Origin of the sequence: Sphingomonas sp. 1F27F7B (assembly GCF_005503355.1) — a bacterium.
Classification (GTDB): Bacteria; Pseudomonadota; Alphaproteobacteria; order Sphingomonadales; family Sphingomonadaceae; genus Sphingomonas.
Genome location: NZ_SCMK01000009.1, coordinates 14,316 through 35,761, shown reverse-complemented (window position 1 = coordinate 35,761; position 21,446 = coordinate 14,316). Strand labels below are relative to the sequence as shown.

The window sequence follows — 21,446 nt, the reverse complement described above, 5'->3', positions numbered from 1 at the left end:
GCCTATCGGCGGAACGGATCGCCGAAGCGCGGATCCCTGGTCAGTTCCTGGTCGCTCAGCGTCATCAGGAAGGCGACGAGCGCCGCCCGGTCCGCCGCGCCCAGGTTGAGGCGGCGCGGCGCATTGCCCTGGCGCAGACGATCGTCGAGCGCCGGGCCCTGCCGGACGCCGTGGTCGTAGAAATCGACGACCTCGGCCAGCGTGGCGAAGCGGCCGTCATGCATATAGGGCCCGGTCAGCCCGACGCTGCGCAGCGAAGGCGCCTTGAACAGCCGCGTCTCGCCGGCGTCCAGGCCGTTGCTCCGCGCGTTCGCGGCCAGGGCGAAGCTGGGCGGGAGGTGGCAGGACGAGCAGCCGGCCCCGCCCTGTCCGACAGGAGCCATGAACAAGTGCCGGCCGCGATTTTCCTGTGGCGTGAAATTGGGCAGGTCGACGTCCAGCGCGCGGTTCGGCGCCGTGGGTGAGAAGACCTTCGCATAGCCCGTGTCCCACCGGCTGGAGCTGGAGACCATCGCGCGCACGAACTGGGCGAGCGCCTGCTGGATGCGCGTTTCGTCGATCCCGGCGCTGCCGAACGCCCAGGCGAACAGGTCTGGATAATAGGGCGTCGCGTTCATTTTCCGGATCAGCGCGTCGAAGCCGCCCGCGGCCCCGCCCCAGCCCATCTCGACCAGGCTGTGGAACGGATGGCTGGCCTGCGCCTCCACGCTGGCCGCGCGCCGATCCCAGAACGTGGAGCCGGGTTGCCAATAGCGGAGATTGCCGAGCCGCATCGCGTGGAAATCGGTGGTTGCCGCGGTGCTGATGCCGTTGCTGAACCGCATCGAATCGGTGAAGCCGATCGCCTGCTGATGGCAGCCCGAGCACGAGGCCCGGTTGTTGGTGCTCAGCCGCAGATCGTGGAACAGCACGCGCCCGAGCGTCGCCACCTTGTCGTCGATCGGGTTGGACGCCGGGCTGTTGTCGAGCACGGTCACGGTACGGTCGAAATAGGCGGGGAGGCCTGCCGGCGAATAATCGGCGACATGGCCGAAATCGATGGTGGTGAACTTCGCGACGCCCGTGGGGGTGGCGGGCTGCCGGGTGCCTTCGCCGCCGCATGCTGCCAGCGCCAGTGCCAGGGCGCCCGCGGCCAGCCGTTTCCTCTTCCCTGTGCGCATCGCCATCCCCTGCCGCCTGCTTCTCTTATCGCGGTTCCGGTGCCGGGGCATCAAGTCGCTTGCGACCGGGCCGCGGCCGGTGCCGCTCAGTTCCAGTCCCGCGCCATGAAGCGTCCCGCCGCGCCGCCCAGGACGTGGAGGGCGCGCTCGACATTGCGCTGCCTGGCCGCTTCCGATTTCAGCGTGGCGAGATAGCGCAATATCTCCTTCCGGAGACTGGGTGACAGGCTCTCCCACCGCGCCTTGGCCGGGCGATCCGCCTCGAGGCGCGCAGCGAATTCCGGCAGCATGTCGTGCTGGGGCCCGCCTCGATAGGCGGGGTCGAAGACGACCGACACGTCGACGAGATCGCCCGTGCCGGTGCCCGAGGCCTTGCGGACGCTGCCGTCAAGATAGAGATGGAAGCTGCCGTCGCCCGCCGGCATCATGTTGATCCGCCAGGCGGGATCCGGTGCTCCGTTCACCTGGACCAGGACGGGCATCGGCTTCTTCCAGCCGGCCTTGATCCGCTGCGCGCGCGCGGCGCTCACCATCACATAGGGATTGATCCCCTTGAGCCCGATCCTCGCCTTGAACTTCATTCCGGAACCACCGCGCATGTCGGGGACGATGGCCGAGGCTACAGAGTCGGGCCGGGGCAGGCGACAGGGATGTTCGGTGAAGCCTGCGCGCAATCAGATATTGGTTCGAGTCCTCGTTCCCTAGGTTGAGAACCCAAACAAGTATCTGATGTTCCTTCGTCATCCCCGCGCAGGCGGGTATCCGGGGTAGCAGGGGATACCGGCGCCATCATGCGAACGCCGTCCGAGGGCAGGACGTGCCGCACCCGCTCCACGCATAACTCTGGATCCCCGCCTGCGCGGGGATGATGGAGTTAGCTGAATGAATCCCCAACCTAGGCCCGTTCCGCCGAGCTCACTGCATCGGCCGCGCGCAGCGCCGCCAGCAGGCGCATCAGGTGCGCGGCGTTGCGCACTTCCAGGTCCATCGTGTTGGTGTGGAAAGTGGTGTCGCGATTGTCCATGCGCAGGCCGAGGATGTTGGCCTTGTGCTGGCCGATCAGCGTGGCGACCGCGCCGAGCGCGCCGGGCTCGTTCTTCAGCGTGATCTCGATCTGGGCGATGCCGCCCTCCGCCTTGTCGCCCCAGGTGAGGTCGACCCAGTCCTCCTCGATCGTGTCGGCGAGGCTGGGGCAGTCGATGCGGTGGACTTCGATCGGCTCGCCGGCGCGGCGGATGCCGACGATGCGGTCGCCTGGCACCGGGCGGCAATCGACCGAGAAGTGGAACGCCACGCCCGGGGTGAGCCCCTTGATCTCGATCGCGTGCTGCTGGGGCGGCAGGTCATGCTCGTCCTCGCCCTCGGTCGAGCCGGGCATCAGCGCCTCCATCACCTGGAAATCGGTGAACTGGCGGCGGGCGATCGCTTCCATCAGCGAGGCTTCGTCCTGCAGCTTCAGGCGCTTCAGCGCATCGGGAATCGCGCCGTCGCCCGGCGGCGTCGGCAGGCGCAGCACGATCTCGTCATAGAGCTTGTGCCCGAGCGCGATCGTCTCCTCGCGCTCCTTGTGGCGGATGTGGCGGCGGATCGCGGCGCGCGCCTTGCCGGTGATCGCGAAGTTGAGCCAGTTGGCCTGGGGCTCCTGCGCCTTGGAGCGCAGGATCTGGACCTGGTCGCCCTGTTCGATCTCGGTGCGCAGCGGCACCACGCGGCCGTTGATCTTGGCGCCTACCGCCTGGTCGCCCAGGTTCGAATGCACCGCATAGGCGAAGTCGATCGGCGTCGCTCTCTTGGGCAGCTGGATCAGCTCGCCCTTGGGCGTGAAGGCGAAGATCCGGTCCTGGTACATCGCCATGCGCGTATGCTCGAGCAGCTCCTCGGGGCTGTCGGCATGTTCCAGGATCTCGATCAGGTCCTTGATCCAGCTGACCTGCGTGTCGGGTCGCACGTTGCTGGCCTTATAGGCCCAATGGGCGGCCAGGCCGTATTCGGCCTGGGCATGCATGTCGCGCGTGCGGATCTGGATCTCGATGCGCGTGTCGCCGGCATGGATGATGCTGGTGTGGAGCGAGCGATAGCCGTTGCGCTTCGGCGTGGAGATATAGTCCTTGAACCGGCCCGGCACCATCGGCCAGCGGCGGTGGATCACGCCGAGCGCGCGGTAGCATTCCTCCTCGGTGTCGACGATCGCGCGAAAGGCCATGATGTCGCTGAGCTGCTCGAGCGAGACGTGGCGCTCGGACATCTTCTTCCAGATCGAATAGGGATGCTTCTCGCGCCCGGTGATCTCGGCGTCGATGCCGCCGCGCGAGAGGAGCAGCTTGAGCCCCGAGGCGATCTTGGCGATGCGGTCCTCGCCTTCGATCTTCAGGCTGTCGAGCCGCTTCTCGATCGATTCATAGGCTTCGGGCTCGAGCTCGCGAAAGGCGAGCGTCTGCATCTCCTTCATGAACTCGTACATGCCGATCCGCTCGGCGAGCGGGGCATAGATGTCCATCGTCTCGCGGGCGATGCGCTTGCGCTTGTCCGGGTTCTTGATGTGGACGAGCGTGCGCATGTTGTGCAGCCGGTCGGCGAGCTTGACGAGCAGCACGCGGACATCGTCCGACATGGCGAGCAGGAACTTGCGGAGATTCTCGGCGGCGCGTTCGCTCTCGGTCTGCGCTTCGATCTTCGAGAGCTTGGTGACGCCGTCGACCATGCGCGCGACATTGTCGCCGAACAGGCGCTGGATGTCCTCGGGTGTGGCCACCGTGTCCTCGACCGTGTCGTGCAGGATCGCAGTGACGATCGTCTCGTCGTCGAGATGCAGGTCGGTGAGGATGCCGGCCACTTCGATCGGGTGGCTGAAATAGGGATCGCCGCTGGCGCGCTTCTGGGTGCCGTGCGCATTGACCGAGAAGACATAGGCCCGGTTGAGCATGGCTTCATCGGCATCGGGGTCGTAGCTGAGGACCCGGTCGACAAGTTCATATTGGCGCAGCACGGCAACTAGATGGGGCCCGCTGCTGCTGCTTTGCAATAAGATTGAGCGCGATCCGGCTTTTTCCGGACCGCGCTCAATCTTTTATCCGAACCGGTGTGGCGCCGGCGCCATAGGCTCAGTTCGCCTTGGCGTTGCACTTCTCGAGTGCGGCCGCGTCGAAATCGGCGCCATTGGCGCGGAAGGCCGAGAGCTTGCCGACTTCGCGGGCGACGAGTTCGCAGACGATGCCGTCGCGCGCATTCGCCTTGGCGGCGGTGCAGGTGCCGGCGCCGCACTTCCACAGCGTGGAACGGGTGACGAGGCTGGTCTTGGCCGGCGCGGCGATCGGGGTCGCCGCATAATAGCCGTTCGGGGCACCCTGCGCGATGCCGGCGGCGGGGGCGAGGGCCAGCGTGGCCGCAGCCGCTGCGGCGAAGAAGCGGGTCATGGGAAATCCTCCTGGGGTCAGAACCTGCAGCCGAAGCTGCGACTCAGTTTTTAATTGACATGAAAGTAAGTTGCAACGAGAAACTTTTGCTGCGGCGCAAGAAGTTACGCCATTCCGTAGCGTCGGCTTTTACGGTAGGATGACAAGTTATGGGTGGTGCCATTCGAGAGTCGCTGCGCCAGCTGGCGAATGACTGCAGCCTGCCGGCGGCGCTGGAAGCGATGGGCGAACGCTGGTCGTTCCTGATCCTGCGCGGCTCGTTCAACGGGCTGCACCATTTCGAGGAATTCCAGTCCGAGCTGGGCATTGCGCGCAACATCCTGGCGAACCGGCTCGCGCGGCTGGTCGACAAGGGCATATTGCAGCGCCAGCCCTGTGCCGACGATCGCCGCAAGATCGAATATCGCCTGACCGACAAGGGCTATGCGCTGCTGCCGGTGATGATCTCGCTCCGGCAATGGGGCGAGCGCTGGGAGACGGGCGTGCCGGCGTTTCCGGTGCTGGTCGATGCGCGCGACAGCCGCCCGATCCGCCAGGTCCAGGTGCTGAGCCATGACGGGCGCGTGCTGGGCAAGGGCGACTTGCTCTGGGCGCTGGCCGAGGACGTGGTGCGCGAGGACGAAGCGGCCGAAGTGAAGGCGGCGGAATAGGACCGGCTCGGGCTCGGTCTCAAGCTTCGTCGCGGCGCCCGGTCCCCAGCCCCTCCAGCCGCGCCCGCACATTCTCCGGGATCGGCTTCGACTTGCGCGTCGCCAGGTCGACATGGACGCTGACCATCTCGATCTCGGTATGGAGTTCGCCCGTCTCGGCGTGGCGGAGCTCCACGCGCATCGTCATGCTCGACGTGCCGACTCGCTCGACTCGGGCGAAGCCCTCGACCATGTCGTCGAACACGAACGGCTTCTTATAGTCGATGGCGGCGCGGACGACGTTGAACTCGGCGTCGAGCCAGTCCGGGCCGATATCGCCCAGATCGGCCCAGCGCCAGAATTCGCCGAGCGTGACGTCGGCATATTCGAGATAGCGCGAGTTGAAGACGATCTTCTGGCCGTCGATTTCGGAATAGCGGACGCGGAAGCGCGTGGAGAAGGGGAAGCCGGGGCGCATCGCGACGGGTTGGCGCGAAGGGGCCTTCGCGTCAACCGGCGGGCCTTGCTAGGGTCAAGACTCGTTCAGCAAACCTTGTCATCCCCGCGCAGGCGGGGATCCAGGACAGTATGGGACATCGATGCCATCCCGCGAACGCTCTCCGGAGAGGACTGGACCTGCCGCACGCACCCCACCCTTGGCCCCGGATCCCCGCCTGCGCGGGGATGACGAACAAAATCAAGGCCTTGATCGGGTCTTGACCCTAGAACAGCAGCTTCGTCCCGACGATCGCCAGCGTCACTGCCAGGATCGGCACCAATATGCGCTCGGAGATGCGCGTCGCGATCAGGCTGCCGATCACGATGCCGGGGATCGAGCCGAGCAGCAGCGCGACGAGCAGGCCCAGGTCCACCGATCCCATCGTCCAATGGCCGATGCCGGCGATGAAGGTGAGCGGCACCGCATGCGCGATGTCCGACCCGACCAGCCGCGCCACCGGCGAGCCGGGATAGAGGACAAGCAGCGCCGTCATCCCCAGCGCGCCCGCGCCCACCGACGTGAGCGAGACGAGCACGCCGAGCACCGCGCCGAGCAAGATCGTCAGCCCGGCGATGGCGCGCTCGTCGAGCCGGGCGAAGCGCTGTCCCGCCGCGCGCACGATGCGGGTGCGGAAGAACAGCGCGATCGCCGTAAGCACCAGCGTGGCGCCGAGGATGGCCGAGATCAGATGTCCGGTATCCTGCGCGCTGCGATGGGCGGCGCTGAGGAACAGCAGCGTGGCGATCGTCGCCGGCACGCTGCCCGTCGCCAGCCGCCGCACCACGCGCCAGTCGACCGAGCCGCGCCAGCCATGGACGGCGGTGCCCACCGCCTTGGTGCCCGAGGCGTAGAGCAGGTCGGTGCCGACGGCGGTGGCCGGATGGAAGCCGAAGACGAGCACGAGCAGCGGCGTCATCAGCGATCCGCCGCCGACGCCGGTCAGTCCGACAAGCATGCCGACCAGCACGCCGGCAAGCGAATAGAGCGGATCGACGTGCAGCACCGGCGGGGGCTCAGCCTGCCTTCGCCGCGGTGTTGACGCCCATCGACTGGAGATATTTCTTCACGTTGCGCGCCGCCTGGCGCAGGCGCTGCTCGTTCTCGACCATTGCGATGCGCACGAAGCCCTCGCCATTCTCGCCATAGCCGACGCCCGGCGCGACCGCGACCTTGGCATGGGTGAGCAGCTGCTTGGAGAATTCCAGGCTGCCGAGATGGGCGAGCGCCGGCGGCAGCGGCGCCCAGGCGAACATCGATGCGGGCGGCGAAGGAATCTCCCAGCCGGCGCGGCCGAAGCTCTCGACCAGCACGTCGCGGCGCTTGTGATAGAGCTGGCGGTTCGCCTCGACGATGTCCTGCGGGCCGTTGAGCGCGGCGCAGGCGGCGGCCTGGATCGGGGTGAAGGCGCCGTAATCGAGATAGGACTTCACGCGCGTCATCGCCGCGATCAGCTGCTTGTTGCCGACGGCGAAGCCCATGCGCCAGCCGGCCATGGAATAGGTCTTGGAGAGCGAGGTGAACTCGATCGCCACGTCCTTGGCGCCCTTGACCTGCAGGATCGACACGGTCGGCTTGCCGTCGAAATACAGCTCGGAATAAGCGAGGTCGGAGAGGATCCACACCTTGTTCTCGCGCGCCCAGGCGACGAGCCGCTCGTAGAAGGCGAGGTCCACCGTCTCGGCGGTCGGGTTCGACGGATAGTTGACGACCAGGATCGACGGGCGCGGCACGGTGAAGGCCATCGCCCGCTCGAGGCTTTCGAAATAATGTTCGTCCGGCGTGGTCGGCACCGCGCGGATCGTGGCGCCGGCGATGATGAAGCCGAACGTGTGGATCGGGTAGCTCGGGTTGGGCGCGAGCACGACGTCGCCCGGCGCGGTGATCGCGGTGGCGAGGCTGGCCAGCCCTTCCTTCGAGCCCATCGTCACCACGACTTCGGTCTCGGGATCGATGTCGACGCCGAAGCGGCGCGCATAATAGTTGGCCTGGGCGCGGCGCAGGCCGGGAATGCCCTTGGACTGGGAATAGCCGTGCGCATCGGGCTTGCGGGCCACTTCGATCAGCTTGTCGATCACGTGCTGCGGCGGCGGCAGGTCCGGATTGCCCATGCCGAGATCGATGATGTCCTCTCCCGCCGCCCGCGCCGCTGCCCGCATCGCATTGACTTCGGCGATGACATAGGGGGGCAGGCGCTTCATGCGGTAGAATTCTTCGGACATTTCCTCGTCTCTCAGGGGTTGGAGCGCGACACGAACTTGTGCCGTGCACCCGTCCTACGCCATGTTCGCGCCTGCGGGAATGACGAGTTGCCTGTGGTGCGCTAAAGCGGCGCTTGAAGAGGATGAGCATGGCCGAGACGACCACCCCGCCGATTCCCGATCTCGCAGAACTGCAGCACTGGACCTGGGTGCTGGGCCGGGCGCAGCAGATGATGCTGGAGCACGGCTTCGACATGATCGAGCACCTGCCCGCCGCGCCGCCCTTCGGCGCGCTGCTCGATCCGGGGGCGGCGATGAAGGCCGGCATGGACTTATGGTCGGACACGATGCAGCTGTGGCAGCGCTTCCTCGACCCGCAGAACGCCGCGCCCTTCGCGGAGACGGCGGAGCAGGCGCGCGACAAGCGCTTCAAGGCACCGCAATGGCGCGAGGAGCCGGTGTTCGACTTTCTCCGCCAGAGCTATCTGGTCATCGCCGACCACATGCTGCGCGGCGTCGATGCGCTGGAGGGGATGGACCCCAGGCAGAAGGACCAGGTGCGCTTCGCGACCAGGGGCTTCCTCGACGCAGTGAGCCCGACCAACTTCCCCGCGACCAATCCCGAGGTGCTCGAGAAGATCGTCGAGACCAAGGGCGAAAGCCTTTTGAAGGGGCTGTCCAACATGCTGGCGGACCTGGCCAAGGGCCAGATGACCCAGACGGCGGAAGGCGTCTACGAGCTGGGCCGCAACCTGGCGATGACGCCCGGCAAGGTGGTGAAGCGCACGCCGCTCTACGAGCTGATCCAATATGCCCCGGCGGAAGGCGCGAAACAGGTCTATGCGACGCCGCTGCTGATCTTCCCGCCCTGGATCAACCGCTACTACATCCTCGACCTCAATCCGGAGAAGAGCTTCATCCGCTGGGCGGTGGAGCAGGGGCTCACCGTGTTCGTCGTCTCGTGGAAGTCCGCCGACGCCACGATGAAGGACCTGTTGTGGGACGATTTCGTCGAGGGCGGACAGATCGACGCGATCGACACGGTGCGCGAGCTGCTCGGCGTCGGGGCGGTGCATGCGATCGGCTATTGCGTCGCCGGCACCACGCTGGCCGCTACGCTGGCGGTGCTCCATGCGAGGGATCAGGCCGGGAAGGTGGCGAGCGCGACCTTCTTCACCGCCCAAGTGGATTTCGCCGATGCGGGCGAGCTCGGCATGTTCATCGACGACGACCAGCTGGCGATGATCCGCAGCCTGGGGACCGAGGGGTTCCTCGACGGGCGCTACATGGCGGCGACGTTCAACCTGCTGCGCGGGCGCGACCTGATCTGGAACTATGTCACCAATAATTACCTGATGGGCAAGGACTATGCCCCGTTCGACCTGCTCCACTGGAATTCGGACGTCACCAACCTGCCGGCGCGCTGGCACATGAGCTACCTGACCGACCTCTATCGCGACAACAAGCTGGTCCAGCCCGGCGCGCTGGCGATCGGCGGCACGCCGCTCGACCTGTCGAAGATAGTGACGCCGACTTATGTCCAGGCCGGGCGCGAGGACCATATCGCGCCGGCGCAGAGCGTCTGGAAGATCACCCATCACTTCAAGGGGCCGCTCAAGTTCGTGCTGGCCGGATCGGGGCACATCGCCGGGGTGGTGAACCCGCCCTCTGCGCAGAAATATCAATATTGGACCAATTCGGAGCGAGTCGAATCGCTCGCCGAGTTTTTCGCGGGAGCAAAAGAGACCAAGGGGAGTTGGTGGCCCGACTGGATCGGCTGGCTCGACGCGCTCGACGCCGCCAAGGTTCCGGCCAAGGGCGCGCGGATTCCGGGCAAGGGCAAGCTCAAGGCCCTGGAGGACGCGCCCGGCAGCTATGTCCGGATGCGCTGATTTCCCGCGCCTTCCCAGGCCTTTACTTGTTTTTGTGCACTGCACAAAAGCTACTTGCATTGCAGTGCAAGAAGGCCTACATGCTGCATCGCAGCAATAGCTTTATGGGGAAGGCACATCATGGCCACCAAGGGACCGAAGACCGGCGCGCCCAAGCCCGTCGCTCCGAAGCCTGCGGCGCGCGCCAAGCCCGCGCCGAAAGTTGCTGCGCCCAAGGCTGAGAAGCCCGAGCCGGTGAAGGCTGCCGAGACGATCGTCGCGGCTCCCGTCGTCGCCGAGCCGGTCCCGGTCCTTGAGGCAGCACCGCAGGAAGTGACCGAAACCGAAACCGTCCAAGCCGTGGCCGAGACCCCCGTCGAGCAGATCGCCGAGGTTGCCGCGGAAACCGCAATCACCGTCGTCGAAGCCGTCGAGGAGACGGTCGCCGCGCCGGAAGTGAAGGGAAGCTGGAAGATGACCACCATCGAGAACGCCACCGACAAGGCCCAGGCTCTGTTCGCCGAGTGGAACGACCGTACCAAGGCCGCCGTCGAGAAGTCGACCAAGCTGGTCGAGGAAGCCAATGACTTCGCCAAGGGCAATGTCGAGGCGCTGGTCGAGTCGGGCCGCATCGCCGCCAAGGGCTTTGAGGGCCTGGGCCAGGACGCCGCCGAATATGGCCGCAAGTCGTTCGAGAGCGCGACCGCCGCGCTGAAGAACCTGGCCGCCGTCAAGTCGCCGACCGAGTTCTTCAAGCTGCAGAGCGACTATTTCCGCGGCGCGTTCGACTCGTATGTCGCCGAAGCGTCGAAGAACACCGAGGCGCTGATCAAGCTCGCCAGCGATGCCGCGCAGCCGCTGTCGAACCGCGTCGCCGTTGCCGCCGAAAAGGTGAAGACCGCCGCGTAAGCCGGTGCTTCCGGCTTGCCGGGAGACAAGATCAGGGCGGCCGTCCTTCGGGATGGCCGCCCTTTCCTTTGTCCATGTCCCATCGGAGTGCGGGCGTGGCGGGCGGCCTTGCCCTTGGGAGCGCGAGCCCATATTTTCGGCGGCGTGACAGATCCCGTGAAATTCGATTTCCGCATGGCCGAGGACGGCAATGACGACGATCGGGGCAATGACCCCGCGGTCGGCATCGCCACGCGCACCCGCACGCGGACCAAGCAGCCCACGCCCTACCGTGTCCTGATGCTCAACGACGATTATACGCCGATGGAGTTCGTCGTGCTCGTCCTGCAGCGCTTCTTCCGGATGAACATGGAAGAGGCGACGCGCGTGATGCTCCACGTCCATCAGCGCGGCGTGGGCGTGTGCGGCGTGTTCAGCTACGAAGTCGCCGAGACCAAGGTGGCGCAGGTGATCGACTTCGCCCGCCAGAACCAGCACCCGCTCCAGTGCACGCTGGAAAAGGCTTAGGGGATTCTTCTCTCGTCATCCCGGCCCGTTCCGTCGTCATCCCCGCGCAGGCGGGGATCCAGGGCCAAGCGCGGAGCGAGGGTGGCGGGTTCTGTCCTTTCCGGGCGGCGTTCGCGCGATGGCACCGATATCCCGCATTACGCTGGATCCCCGCCTGCGCGGGGATGACGAGGGCAAATCAGACGTATCCTTGAGTCCGCACCCCAGGCCGGGAACGCATGTCCCCGCCATCGTCGTCCGGCCCGGGCGGCGGTGGCGGCATTTTCGTTCCATCCCCGACTAAGATATTCTCCGCATAGGCTTTTCCCGGGCGATACGGCGCGCCGGCAAGTTGGTAGAAGCCGCGCAGTTCTTGGGGGTCGGACGGCGCGACTTGTCACCGCCGGCGTCCGGCCCTTCCCCTTCCGCAATCGATCCGCCGCCGTTCAGCCCGCCTTGGGAAGCCAGCTGAGGTCCAGCCCTTCATAGCGGTTCACATAATTGGCCGCGCGGACGAGCGCGCGCTCGTCGAGCAGCGTCACGCGCCCGCCTTCGCGCGCGATCAGCCCTTCTTCCTCCAGCTGGCGCAGCATGCGGTTGACATGCACCGCGGTGAGTCCGGTGGCGTCGCCCACTTCCTCCTGCGTCAGCCCCAGCGAAAAGACATTGGCCAGGCTCTTGTCGGTGGCGCGCAGGCGATTGCGCAGTTCCAGCAGCAGCGCGGCGACCCGCGCCTTGGCGCTGGTGCGGCCCAGGGCGGCGAGCCGGTCGGTGAGCGCCACGCGCTCGATCTGCGAATAGGCGAGCACCATTGCCGAGAGCCGGGGATGCGCGAGCATCAAGTCCGCGAGCGCGGCGCGGTCGAAAGGGCAGACCACGCACTCGGACAGCGTCGCCAGCGTCTCGGGCGCTTCCCGATAGACTGCGCTGGAGATGCCGAGCATGTCGCCGGGAAAGAGGAAGCGCAGGATCTGGCGGCTGCCGTCGTCGAGCAGCACATAGCTCATCATCAGGCCCTTGCGCAGGATGTAGAGCTCGTTGCCAGCCTCGTTCTCGCGCTGGAGCACCGCGCCGCGACGCAGATGGCGCTGGCGCTCCTCCAGTTTCTCGAGCGCTTTCTGCTCGACCTCGGTCAGGTCGATCAACTCGCTCAGCCTCTCCGCGAAACAACTGCCGGACACGCGATGGCTTCCCCCCACGTGCCGATGCAAAGCAGTGCAATTGAATCAATGCATTAAAATCGATCAAGGGCGCTAAAAACGCCTGCCCTTGCGCACGCCGGGACAAAGATTAGAAGCCCGGCATGGACCGTATTCTCATTCGCGGCGGCAATCGCCTTTCCGGCAAGATTCCCGTCTCCGGCGCCAAGAACGCAGCGCTCACGCTGATGCCCTGCGCGCTGCTCACGGACGAACCGTTGACGCTGCGGAACCTGCCGCGCCTGGCGGACGTCGACAGCTTCGGCCACCTGCTCAACGAGCTCGGCGCCTCGACCGCGATCGAAGGCACGCGGCCCAGCGACTTCGGCCGGGTGATGACGGTGCGGGCCGGCAAGCTGACCTCGACGGTCGCGCCCTATGACATCGTCCGCAAGATGCGCGCCTCGATCCTGGTGCTGGGGCCGCTGCTCGGCCGCGCCGGCGAGGCGACGGTGTCGCTGCCCGGCGGCTGCGCGATCGGCAACCGCCCGATCGACCTGCACCTCAAGGCGCTCGAGGCGATGGGCGCCGAGATCGAGCTGGCCGCCGGCTATGTGAAGGCGACTGCGCCGGGCGGGCGGCTGCCCGGCGGGCGCTACAGCTTCCCGGTCGTCTCGGTCGGCGCGACCGAGAATGCGCTGATGGCGGCGGTCACTGCCAAGGGCACCACCGTGCTCGACAATGCTGCGCGCGAGCCCGAGATCGTCGACCTGTGCAACCTGCTCGTCGCGATGGGCGCGCGCATCGGCGGCATCGGCACCGAGCGGCTGGAGATCGAAGGCGTCGAGCGGCTGCACGGCGCGACCTATGCCGTGATGCCCGATCGGATCGAGGCGGGCAGCTATGCCTGCGCGGCGGCGATCACGGGCGGCGATGTCGAGCTGCTCGGCGCGGCGGCGGGCGACATGCGCGCGACGCTGGACGCGCTCGTCCAGGCCGGGGTGACGGTGGAAGAGACTCGGGCCGGCATCCGCGTCGCCGCCAATGGGCCGCTCAAGCCGCTGACGCTGTCGACCGCGCCCTTCCCGGGCTTCGCGACCGACATGCAGGCGCAGTTCATGGCGATGCAGTGCATGGCCGAGGGCGCCAGCGTGTTCACCGAGACGATCTTCGAGAATCGCTACATGCACGTGCCCGAGCTGGCGCGGATGGGCGCGCATATCGATGTGCGCGGGCGCACCGCGGTGGTGCACGGACCGGCCAGGCTGGTCGGCGCCCAGGTGATGGCGACCGATCTGCGCGCTTCGATGAGCCTGATCCTCGCGGGCCTTGCGGCCGAGGGGGAGACGCAGGTCAACCGCGTCTATCACCTCGACCGCGGCTATGAGCGGCTCGAAGAGAAGCTTCAGGCAGTGGGCGCGGACATCGAGCGCGTCGGCGACGGCTAGGACCGATGCGGAGGCCGCGGACGAAGCTGGCGATCGGCGTAGCGGCACTGCTGTCGTTCCTGGTGCTTGCGGGAAGCTGGTCGCTCGCGTCGATGATCGCGGCGGGCCATCCCTCTGCGGTGGCACCGGTCCCGCCCCCTGCACGGAATGTAACGCTGACGGCTCGGGACGGCATCGTCGTCGCCGGCACCTATTGGCCCGGCAGACGCCGCGATGCGCCGGCGGTGCTCCTCCTCCACGGTGTCGGTGCCTCGCGCGACCAGACCGCGCCGATGGCCAAGGCGCTGGTGGCGCAAGGCTATGCGGCGCTGGCGATCGACCTGCGCGGCCATGGTGCCTCCACGATCACCGATCACAGCTATGGGCTCGATGAGGGGCTGGACGCGCGCGCGGCGTTCGACTGGCTCAAGGCAAGGCAGGACGGCGCGAAAGTGGCGGTGGTCGGCGTCTCGCTGGGCGGTGCGGCGGCGCTGATCGGGCGCGACGGCGCGGTGCCGGCCGATGCGATGGTGCTGGTCGCCGTGTTCCCGGACATTCGCCACGCGATCTACAACCGGATGGCGGCGGTGCTGACTCCGGTGGGCGGGACGCTTGCCGAGCCGCTGCTCAGCTTCCAGTCGCTGCCCCGCTACGGCGTGTGGCCCGGACGGATCGCGCCGCTCGCGGCGATCCGGGACTATCGGGGGCCGGTCTTCGTGATCGGCGGCGCGGAGGACCGCTACACGCCGCCGGCAGAGACGCGCGCGCTCCATGAGGCTGCGCCGAACCGCAGGGGGCTATGGCTGGTGCCGGGGCTCTCGCATGGCGACGTCAGCAACCTGCACGACGCCGAATGGGCGCGGCGGGTGGGCGGCTTCCTGCGCGGGACGATCGGGACACCCTGAGGGGTCTGGAGCGAAGGCGAAGGATCAGTGCCTCGGCTGGGTGCTCATCGAATAGGGCCGCGCCGCCTTGGCGGTCGCCCAGCTTCGGTTCGGGGTCGCCTGCATGGTGAACTTCAGCTCGCCGCCCGCCATGATCTCGGCATGAGTCAGGAAGCCGCGCGCCAGCGGCTTGCCGTTGAGCACGACCTTGCCGACATAGCCGTTCGCGTCCGACAGCCCCTCCGCCACGATGGTGAAGCGTTTGCCGTTCGGCAGGTTCATCGTCGCGCGGTTCACGAAGGGGCGGCCGATCACATATTCGTTCGAGCCCGGCGCGACGGGATAGAAGCCGAGCGCAGTGAAGACGAGCCATGCCGACATCTGGCCGAGATCGTCATTGCCCGACAGCCCGTCCGGCGTCGGCTTGTACTGGCTGTCGACGATCTGCTTCAGCCGCTCCTGCGTCCGCCAGGGCTGGCCGGCATAGCTGTAGAGATAGGCGACGTGGTGGCTCGGCTCGTTGCCGTGGATGTACTGGCCGATCAGCCCGGCAATGTCCTCCGCATGGCTGTAGTCGAGCTTCGAATTGTCGAAATCGAACATCGCGTCGAGCTTCCGCACCGCCGCCGCGTCGCCGCCGAGCAGCGCGAACATGCCGGCCTGGTCCTGCGGGACGAACCAGGAATATTGCCAGGCATTGCCCTCGGTATAGTCCGATCCATAGTTGATCGCGGTGGGATCGAAGGGCGTGCGATAGGTCCCGTCGGACTTGCGGGCGCGCAGGAAGCCGGTCTTCGCGTCAAAGCTGTTGCGCCAGTTGCCGGCGCGCTTCCCGAAGGCGGCGGCGACATCGGCCCTGCCCATCGCCTTGGCCATGCGCGCGATGGTCCAGTCGTCATAGGCGTATTCGACGGTCTTGGAGGCTGCTTCCGGCTCCTTGTCGATCGGGACGTAGCCGAGCTTCATATATGAGTCCAAGCCGCCATAGGGGCCATAGGTCGCGCTCCCAGCCATCGCTTCCAGCGCTGCGTCTGCGTCGAAGCCGCGAATGCCCTTGAGATAGGCATCGGCGATCACGGGCACGGCGTGGTAGCCGATCATTGTCCAGGTCTCGCGCCCGTGGAACTGCCAGACGGGCAGGATGCCGAACGGGCTGACCTGCCGGCTGGCGATCAGCGAATTGACGAAGTCGGCATTCTTCCGCTCGGGCTGGACGAGCAGCAGCAGCGGATGCTCGGCGCGAAACGTGTCCCACAGCGAGAAGGTCGAGTGGAAGGTGAAGCCCTTCGCCGCATGGACCTGATCGTCCGGCCCGCGCCAGCGGCCGTCCGCGTCGGAGAAGACGCTGGGGGCGATCAGGCTGTGATAGAGCGCGGTCGCCACGGTCTTCTTCATCGCTGCGGGTGCCTCGATATCGATCGCGCCGAGCGCCTGCTCCCAGGCCCCGCGGGTGGCGGCGCGGACCGTGTCGAAGCCGCCGGGCTCGCTGTCGAGATTGGCGATGGCGCCGTCCTCGTCGACTGCGCTGATCGCCGCCTTCACGTCGAGCGGCCCGTCGATCCGGCCGAAGTCGAGCCGGGCGACGAGCGCGCGCCCGGCGAGCTGGCGGGCATCGTCGGCGCCGCGGCTCGGGCCCTGAAAGCCCTTATAGTCGATCCTCTCCTCGCGGTTGAGGAAGGCATGGCCGGCGAGCGGGCGCGAGGGCCGGATTGCGAAGAAGAGCTTCCGGGCCGGCGCCCAGCCGCGCGTCTCGCGCGATCCCGTGATCGTGCCGTCGGCGCGGACGCGGATCGACGACCACAGTGTCTTGCCCGGATAATTGTAGAGCGAGCTGCGCAGATCGAGCACCAGATGCGCGCTCTGGCCGGCGGGAAATTCGTAGCGCTGCACGCCGATGCGGATGCCCGCCGTCATCTGGGCGCGGATGCCCTGGCGCGCGAGCGTGACGGCGTAATAGCCCGGCACGGCCGCTTCGCTCGCGTGGTCGAAGGGCGAACGATAGCCGTCTGGCTCCAGCGGAACGTCGTCGCCGGCGATCGGCTGGATCAGGAAGTCGCCCAGGTCCGAATGGCCGGCGCCCGAGAAATGTGTCATCGAGAAGCCCTGGATCGTCGGGTCCTCGTGGCGATAGCCGGCGGCGTGGCTGTAGCATTTGCGGATCACGCAGCTCGTGTCGGTGTCCGGGCTCAGCTGGATCATGCCGAAGGGCGCGACCGCGCCCGGGAACGTATGCCCCTCGCCGCCGGTGCCGATCATCGGGTCGGCGGCGTCATAAGTGGATCCGCCGGACGTCTGGGCCGCGAGCGGCGCGGCGAGGAGCGACAGGGCGGCGAGCGCGGCGAGGCCGGTGCGGAGAGGCGCGGTCATGCCCTTCTTAGAGCAGAGCCGCGCCACGCCTCCAACCCGGATCAGGGCCGCATGCTGCCCGTCTCGACGAAGCGCTGGTGCCAGGCCAGCGCCTCGCCGCACAGCGTCGGCGTCTGCAGGCCGTAGCTGCCCTTGATCGCGCGCGCATAATAGTCGCGCAGCATGGGGCGATAATCGGGATGCGCGCATTGCTCGATCACCAGCTCGGCGCGGCGGCGGGGTGCCAGGCCGCGCAGATCGGCCAGCCCCTGCTCGGTGACGATCACCTGCACGTCCTGGGTGATGTGGTCGACATGGCTGACATGCGGCACGATCGCCGAGATCCTGCCGCTCTTGGCGATGGAGGGCGTCATGAAGATCGAGATGAAGGCGTTGCGCGCGAAATCGCCCGAGCCGCCGATGCCGTTCTGGATGCGCGAACCCATGATGTGCGTCGAATTGACGTTGCCGTAGATATCCGCCTCGATCATCCCGTTCATCGCCAGGCAGCCGAGGCGGCGCACGATCTCGGGATGGTTGCTGATCTCCTGGGGGCGCAGCAGGATGCGGTCGTGGAAATCGGCCATCTCGGCATTGAGCCGCTCGGCCGCATCGGGGCTGAGCGAAAAGGCGGTGCACGACGCCATGCGCAGCTTGCCGGCGGCGAGCAGGTCGAGCATCCCGTCCTGCAGCACTTCGGTATAGGCGGTCATGCCGGCGAAGGGCGCGTCGAGCAGCCCGGCGAGCACGGCGTTGGCGATGTTGCCGACGCCGGACTGGATCGGGAGCAGCGACGGCGGCAGGCGGCCCATGCCGACTTCGTGCCGGAGGAATTCGATCAGATGGCCGGCGATCGCCAGCGCCGCGTCATCCGGCTTCGCGAAGGGCAGGTTGCGATCGGGCGCATCCGTCTCGACCACGGCGATCACCTTGCCGGGGTCGCAGCGGAAGGTCGGCTGGCCGATCCGGTCGTCGGGGCGGGTGAGCGGGATCGGCACCCGGTTCGGCGGCAGCGCGGTGCCGTAATAGATGTCGTGCATCCCCTCCAGCGCGGGGTTCTGCCAGCGATTGACCTCGAGGATCACGCCCTGCGCGCGATCGAGCCAGGTCTTGTTGTTGCCGACCGAGGAGGAGGGGATCAATGCGCCGTCCGCGCGGATGCCGGCGATCTCGATCACGGCGATGTCGAGCGGGCCCAGAAATCCCTCCCAGGCCATGGGCGCGACCTGGCTCAGGTGCATGTCGAGATATTCCATCTCGCCGCGATTGATCCGCTCGCGGGCGACGGGATCGGAATTATAGGGGAGGCGCAGCTCGATGCCGTCCGCCTCGGCCAGCGCGCCGTCCAGCTCGGGGCCGGTGGAAGCGCCGGTCCACACCTTGACCCGCAGATCGCGCCCCGCCGCCCGCTCGCCGGCGATGCGCCTGGCCAGTGCGAGCGGGACGGCCTTGGGATAGCCGGACCCGGTGAAGCCGCTCATCCCCACGGTCATGCGGTCGTCGATGAAGCCGGCCGCCTGGTCGGCGCTGGTGACCTTGGCGGCTAGTCCGGGATGCGCGATTCGCGAAGCCATGGGCGTCCTCTTGCGGAAATCCGCCCTTCGCTAGCGCACCGCCCGGCCTGCGCACGAGTGCAAGCTTCGCATGCTGCGGGCGCGATACGGGCAAGCGATGCGGCGATTTCGCGCATCGGCGGGACGGGTTAGGGTGATGCGATGAAGCCCGTATCCCTTGTGCTGCTCGTGCCGCTGATCCTCTCCACCGCGCCGGTGCCGGGGGGCAAGCGGCTGGCCGTTCATGTCGGCGGCCGCATCGTCGCCAAGGGGAGCGAAATGCGGTTCGGCTGGCCGGGCACCTATGTCGAGGCGCGCTTTCGCGGCACCGAGGTCACGGCCCGGGTCGAGACGCATGGCGACTTCTTGCGGGTGAGCGTGGACGGCAAGCCGTTCCAGACGCTGGTATCGCCCGGGCCGGCCACGGTGAGGATCGCGGGGCTGCAGCCCGGCGTGCACGATATCCGCATCGACAAGCTGACCGAGAGCCAGTCGGGCAGCAGCAGCTTTTTCGGCTTCTTCACTTCTGGCGTGCCGCTTCCCGCGCCGGTGCGGCCGCGCCGGATCGAGTTCATCGGGGACTCGCACACCGTCGGCTATGGCAACGCTTCGCCGACCCGCGACTGCGACCGGCAGAAGGTGCACGACACGACCGATACCAGCCAGGCGTTCGGGCCGGTGCTGGCGCGGCGGCTGGGTGCCGACTACCGGCTGATTGCCTATTCGGGTTATGGGATCGTCCGCAACTATGCCGGCAGCAAGCCGGGCGAGAGCCTGCCCTTCCTCTATCCCCGTGCCATTCCCGGCGAGCCGGCCCCGGCCCGGGCGGACGGCTGGCGGCCCGAGACCATCGTCATCAATCTCGGCACCAACGACTTCTCGACGCCGGTGCACGGCGGCGAGGCCTGGGCCGATGCGGCGGCGCTGCGGGCGGATTACCGCGAGCAGTATATCGCCTTTGTCCGCGCCCGGCAGGCCGCGCAGCCCCGGGCGCGGATCCTGCTGATGGGCGCCGAGAATTTCTATCCCGATGTCGCCGCGGTGGCGGAGGCTGCCGGCGTGACCGCGGTGAAGGTGCCCGCCCTGGAGATGACGGGGTGCAACTGGCATCCGTCGATCCAGGACCATCGGGTGATGGCCGACCTGATCGAGGCGGCGCTCAGAAGGCCGGCGCGCTGAGCTTCACGTCGGCGCGGGCCCAGGCGGCGGCGAAGTCCTTCTCGGCCGTGCTTGCGTCCTTGCCCCGGGCCTTGAGCGCCTGGGCAAGGCCGAGCAGGGCCCAGCCGTTGCGCGGATTGCGCCGGGGATCGAGGTCCTCGCGGAACACCGTCTCGGCCTCCGCCGCCTTGCCGCCGTCGAGCAGCGCCGCGCCGAGCAGGTGGCGGGTGGGGAAGAATTCGTCCGAAGGCTCGTTGTACGAGAGCCCGTCCTCGACGGTGACTGCCTCGCGCAGCAGCGCGACGGCGCGGGGACCGTCCTTGCGGGCGAGCGCGATCCGCGCCTCGGCGCGCAGCGCGGCGATGCGGAAGAGCGGCGCTGCCAGGTTCATGCCGGCCAGCGCATCGGCGGGAGCGGCGGCGATCCTGGCCTTCAGGCCGGCCAGCTCTGCCTCGGCCTCGGGGATGCTGCCCCTGGCGGCGAGCGCGATGGTGCGGGCGGAGAGCCAGTTGACGGTCAGGTCGAGCAGCCGCGCGTCCGGCCTGGGCTCGGCGAGCATCTCGTCCCAGCGGCCGAAGCGGATCAGTGCCTGGTAGAGATAGCCGATCCCCCAATCCATGCCGGGCATGGCGGCGGCCTGATCGTCGGTGAAGACCTTGCGTACGTCGCGCAGGGCCTTGATCGTCTCGGCGCCGCGCCCCTCCATCGCCGTCGAGGCCGCGAGGAACTGGAGATTGTGCGCCGAATACATCGGGTAATAGTCGATGGCCGCGGTCCTGGCGTAATAGGCGCTGTCGGCCGCGTCGGCGAGGCGGTTGGCCTCGGCCGATTCGGCGTAGCGGCCGACGCGCTGGAGGATGTGCGAGGGCATGTGCACGACATGGCCGGCGCCCGGCATCAACGTGCCGATCCGCTCGGCCGCGCCGATGGCCTTGGCCGGCGCGGTCGATGCCTCGACGGCGTGGATGTAATAATGATTGGCGCCCGGATGATGCGGATTGCGGGCAAGCACCGTCTCCAGCGTGGCGACGATCTCGGGCGTATCCCTGGCCGGGGTGCCGTCGGCATTCCACAGCTTCCACGGGTTCCGGTTCATCTGCGCCTCGGCGAAGAGCGTGAGGATGTCGTCGTCCTGGGGGAAGGCCTTGGCCGCGGCGCGCATTGCGTCGCCGAACGCGGCCAGCAGGGGCGCGCTGTTGCCGGCATCGACCGGCTGCGGGCCCGTGTAGCGTTTCGCGAGTGCTAGGATCAGCGCGCGGTTGGCGGGCGTGGCGCCGGGCGCCAGCGTCTCCGCCTTCTTCAGCGATTCCCATGCGACCCGGGCCCGGGCGCCGGCCATCATCGGCATGTTGTAATTGGGGCCCAGCGCCAGCGCGACGCCCCAATGGCAGATGCCGCATCGGGGATCCGTCTCGGCCGCCTTGGCGAAGCTGCGCGCCGCCTCGTCGTGATTGAACGCCCAGAGCAGGCGCATGCCCTGGTCGAAATAGGCCTGGGCGGCGGGCACCCTGGTTCCGGCATCGCGGCGGAAATCGCCGAGATCGGGGAAGAGCTGCGCGCCATGCGCCCAATCGGCCAGTGTCTGCGGGAAGCCGTGCCCCGCATGCATGCCGGCCATGTCGCCGGTCTGCGCCGCGGCGGGCGGGACGAGCAGCGCCGCGGCGAGCAGAGCCAGGAAGCGCGAAATTCCGGTCATGGCGAGTTCCCCCTCGAACCGGCAGGATATACCCGCCGGCCCTTGACCTCAATCAAGCACGCAACCGTACCGGCTCGA

Annotated in this window: 18 protein-coding genes; 7 read left to right on the top strand and 11 right to left on the bottom strand. The window is 67.6% G+C overall.

All coding sequences use genetic code 11. The features are described 5' to 3' along the window. Window positions 1–2: 2 nt before the first annotated feature. From FFS08_RS10240 to FFS08_RS10225, 4 genes are all read right to left on the bottom strand, one after another. A complete protein-coding gene (locus FFS08_RS10240; RefSeq protein ID WP_171012557.1) occupies window positions 3–1,160 on the bottom strand; it encodes a cytochrome-c peroxidase in 1,158 nt (385 codons plus the stop codon). A gap of 86 nt (window positions 1,161–1,246) precedes the next feature. Then, complete coding sequence (locus FFS08_RS10235) at window positions 1,247–1,741, bottom strand: YdeI/OmpD-associated family protein (RefSeq protein ID WP_171012556.1); 495 nt, start codon at window positions 1,739–1,741, stop codon at window positions 1,247–1,249. A gap of 314 nt (window positions 1,742–2,055) precedes the next feature. Further along, window positions 2,056–4,146 (bottom strand): RelA/SpoT family protein, encoded by a 2,091-nt coding sequence (locus tag FFS08_RS10230; protein ID WP_137861615.1) that lies wholly within the window; start codon window positions 4,144–4,146, stop codon window positions 2,056–2,058. Window positions 4,147–4,261: 115 nt separating this feature from the next. Next, on the bottom strand, window positions 4,262–4,573 hold the full coding sequence (locus FFS08_RS10225; RefSeq protein ID WP_137861614.1) for a CC_3452 family protein: 312 nt from the start codon (window positions 4,571–4,573) through the stop codon (window positions 4,262–4,264). Window positions 4,574–4,722: 149 nt separating this feature from the next. On the opposite strand from FFS08_RS10225, the gene FFS08_RS10220 reads away from it, so the two are divergent. Next, window positions 4,723–5,223 (top strand): winged helix-turn-helix transcriptional regulator, encoded by a 501-nt coding sequence (locus tag FFS08_RS10220; protein WP_137861613.1) that lies wholly within the window; start codon window positions 4,723–4,725, stop codon window positions 5,221–5,223. A gap of 19 nt (window positions 5,224–5,242) precedes the next feature. Here FFS08_RS10220 and FFS08_RS10215 read toward each other — a convergent pair whose 3' ends face one another. The 3 genes from FFS08_RS10215 to FFS08_RS10205 all read right to left on the bottom strand — a co-directional run bounded on the left by FFS08_RS10215 (window position 5,243) and on the right by FFS08_RS10205 (window position 7,920). Beyond that, the gene (locus FFS08_RS10215; RefSeq protein WP_137861612.1) at window positions 5,243–5,680 is read right to left on the bottom strand and encodes an acyl-CoA thioesterase; all 438 of its coding nucleotides are present in this window, start codon (window positions 5,678–5,680) and stop codon (window positions 5,243–5,245) included. 244 nt (window positions 5,681–5,924) lie between these two features. Continuing rightward, a complete protein-coding gene (locus FFS08_RS10210) occupies window positions 5,925–6,701 on the bottom strand; it encodes a sulfite exporter TauE/SafE family protein (protein WP_137861771.1) in 777 nt (258 codons plus the stop codon). A 13-nt stretch (window positions 6,702–6,714) separates the two neighbouring features. After that, window positions 6,715–7,920, bottom strand: coding sequence for an LL-diaminopimelate aminotransferase (locus FFS08_RS10205; protein WP_137861611.1), 1,206 nt, complete (start codon window positions 7,918–7,920; stop codon window positions 6,715–6,717). Window positions 7,921–8,042: 122 nt separating this feature from the next. Here FFS08_RS10205 and FFS08_RS10200 point away from each other — a divergent pair, with 122 nt between their 5' ends. The 3 genes from FFS08_RS10200 to clpS all read left to right on the top strand — a co-directional run bounded on the left by FFS08_RS10200 (window position 8,043) and on the right by clpS (window position 11,186). After that, window positions 8,043–9,791, top strand: a complete 1,749-nt coding sequence (locus FFS08_RS10200) for a class I poly(R)-hydroxyalkanoic acid synthase (RefSeq protein WP_137861770.1) — start codon at window positions 8,043–8,045, stop codon at window positions 9,789–9,791. Between the two features lie 120 nt (window positions 9,792–9,911). Beyond that, window positions 9,912–10,679, top strand: a complete 768-nt coding sequence (locus FFS08_RS10195) for a phasin family protein (protein ID WP_137861610.1) — start codon at window positions 9,912–9,914, stop codon at window positions 10,677–10,679. Window positions 10,680–10,853: 174 nt separating this feature from the next. Beyond that, window positions 10,854–11,186, top strand: coding sequence for an ATP-dependent Clp protease adapter ClpS (clpS, locus tag FFS08_RS10190; protein WP_137861769.1), 333 nt, complete (start codon window positions 10,854–10,856; stop codon window positions 11,184–11,186). A 425-nt stretch (window positions 11,187–11,611) separates the two neighbouring features. On the opposite strand, the gene FFS08_RS10185 is transcribed toward clpS, so the two are convergent. Further along, window positions 11,612–12,346: a Crp/Fnr family transcriptional regulator gene (locus FFS08_RS10185; protein ID WP_249340989.1), complete on the bottom strand. Its 735-nt coding sequence runs from the start codon at window positions 12,344–12,346 to the stop codon at window positions 11,612–11,614. Window positions 12,347–12,468: 122 nt separating this feature from the next. On the opposite strand from FFS08_RS10185, the gene murA reads away from it, so the two are divergent. Together murA and FFS08_RS10175 are read left to right on the top strand one after the other, a co-directional pair. Beyond that, on the top strand, window positions 12,469–13,752 hold the full coding sequence (murA, locus tag FFS08_RS10180; RefSeq protein WP_137861609.1) for a UDP-N-acetylglucosamine 1-carboxyvinyltransferase: 1,284 nt from the start codon (window positions 12,469–12,471) through the stop codon (window positions 13,750–13,752). Between the two features lie 5 nt (window positions 13,753–13,757). Further along, the gene (locus FFS08_RS10175) at window positions 13,758–14,636 is read left to right on the top strand and encodes an alpha/beta hydrolase (RefSeq protein ID WP_137861608.1); all 879 of its coding nucleotides are present in this window, start codon (window positions 13,758–13,760) and stop codon (window positions 14,634–14,636) included. A gap of 24 nt (window positions 14,637–14,660) precedes the next feature. On the opposite strand, the gene FFS08_RS10170 is transcribed toward FFS08_RS10175, so the two are convergent. Both FFS08_RS10170 and scpC read right to left on the bottom strand, forming a co-directional pair. Further along, window positions 14,661–16,982: a GH92 family glycosyl hydrolase gene (locus FFS08_RS10170; protein WP_137861607.1), complete on the bottom strand. Its 2,322-nt coding sequence runs from the start codon at window positions 16,980–16,982 to the stop codon at window positions 14,661–14,663. Between the two features lie 41 nt (window positions 16,983–17,023). After that, entirely contained in the window at window positions 17,024–18,535 is a 1,512-nt protein-coding gene (gene scpC, locus FFS08_RS10165; RefSeq protein WP_137861606.1) for a succinyl-CoA:acetate CoA-transferase ScpC, read from the bottom strand. 141 nt (window positions 18,536–18,676) lie between these two features. Here scpC and FFS08_RS10160 point away from each other — a divergent pair, with 141 nt between their 5' ends. Then, window positions 18,677–19,693: an SGNH/GDSL hydrolase family protein gene (locus FFS08_RS10160; protein ID WP_137861605.1), complete on the top strand. Its 1,017-nt coding sequence runs from the start codon at window positions 18,677–18,679 to the stop codon at window positions 19,691–19,693. On the opposite strand, the gene FFS08_RS10155 is transcribed toward FFS08_RS10160, so the two are convergent. Next, entirely contained in the window at window positions 19,674–21,368 is a 1,695-nt protein-coding gene (locus FFS08_RS10155) for a hypothetical protein (protein WP_137861604.1), read from the bottom strand. The genes FFS08_RS10160 and FFS08_RS10155 overlap by 20 nt on opposite strands. Window positions 21,369–21,446: the final 78 nt, after the last annotated feature.